This is a genomic window from Sphingobium sp. CCH11-B1 (assembly GCF_001556865.1).
Classification (GTDB): domain Bacteria; phylum Pseudomonadota; class Alphaproteobacteria; order Sphingomonadales; family Sphingomonadaceae; genus Sphingobium.
This window is the reverse complement of the sequence record NZ_LSJY01000019.1, coordinates 1-1,224: the sequence shown is the minus strand read 5'-3', so window position 1 is coordinate 1,224 and position 1,224 is coordinate 1. Positions and strand designations below refer to the sequence as shown.

At 60.5% G+C, this 1,224-nt stretch carries 1 protein-coding gene and 1 pseudogene; one reads left to right on the top strand and one right to left on the bottom strand.

Annotated elements, in window-relative coordinates:
* Positions 1 to 4 precede the first annotated feature (4 nt).
* Entirely contained in the window at positions 5 to 793 is a 789-nt protein-coding gene (locus tag AX724_RS02715; RefSeq protein WP_231736451.1) for a TonB-dependent receptor plug domain-containing protein, read from the bottom strand.
* Positions 794 to 991: 198 nt separating this feature from the next.
* Here AX724_RS02715 and AX724_RS24320 point away from each other — a divergent pair.
* Positions 992 to 1,224 (top strand): annotated as a pseudogene (locus tag AX724_RS24320) (hypothetical protein); the annotation flags it as partial.

Below are 1,224 nucleotides of genomic sequence, written 5' to 3'. Positions count from 1 at the left end.
CGCGTCAACAGAAGGAACCGTTCAATGCGATCTTGACAAGGCCCGGATCATACAAATCGACGATGAGCGTGTTGCGGAACGCGGCGCTCGGCTCGAACAGGATAGAGCCGCGGATCGCTTGCGAATTGAGGTCGTCGGGGTCGCCGCCGATGCCGATATTCTTGGTCCAGCCATCGCGCTTCTGGATCTGGCCGGCGATGCGGATGGCCAGCGTGTCGGACGTCAGCGGTATATTGACGGCGGCTTCCAGCAGCCGGGCGTCGTAATTGCCGTAGGACGCCTTGGCATATCCCCCCAGCTTATAGTCCGGCGCCATCGGATAATAGAGGATCGCGCCGCCAGTGGTGTTACGGCCGAACAGCGTCCCCTGCGGCCCCTTGAGCACCTGAACGGACGAGAGATCATAGGTCGGAATGCTGGACCCGACCGTAGGAGACGGCACTTCGGCGAAATAGCTGATGACGCCCGGGGCGCTGTTGCCGGCCAGCGCCTTGGACTGGCCACGAATGGAGAAATTGCTGTTCTCGCGCCCGCCCGAACCCGCCAGGAATACGCCCGGCGTCTTGATCAGCAGATCCTGCGTATCGCGGATATTGGCCTGCCGCAGCGAATCCGCGCCGAAAGCCACGACCGAAACCGGCGTCTCCTGAATATTCTCGGCGGTGCGGCGCGCCGTCACCACGATGTCGCTGGTAGCGCCCTCCTGCGGCGCGGCGTTCGACGACTGCGCCAATGCCATTTCCGATGTCGTCAGCAGCAACCCTATCGGCAGCATGAAACCGGTTATCTTCATTTTTCTCCTCCCTGGCGGTCAAAGGATGACCATTGTCTTTGAAAGCCGGTCTGTCGCCAGCCTGTCCTGTTCATGAGATCAACGATGGATAGCTGACGCCCTGCCCCGCGCGCCAATGCTCGACGATCGCGCTTTTCTGGCAGTTGAATATGCCGATCTGTCTGGGCACTATGCCGCCATCCCCTCCGCATTTCCCCGATGGATCAGGTGTGCGGCGGATTAGACGCCAATCCGCGCTTTCAATTACCTGTCGAAAGGTGGGTCCGATGTCCGATCACGCCGATATCCACCAGATATGAGGATAAGGAAGGTCCGCAGATACCTTCGGTCATGTGGGGAGAGGACGAGATGACCTGCTTTGCAAACGGGCTGCTGATGCCCGAGGGACCGATTGCGCGGCCGGATGGCGGCCTGCTGCTTGTGGAAGTACT

Coding starts and splice junctions, on each gene's coding strand:
- AX724_RS02715 (WP_231736451.1), bottom strand. CDS start 793: ATGAAGATAACCGGTTTCATGCTGCCGATAGGGTTGCTGCTGACGACA.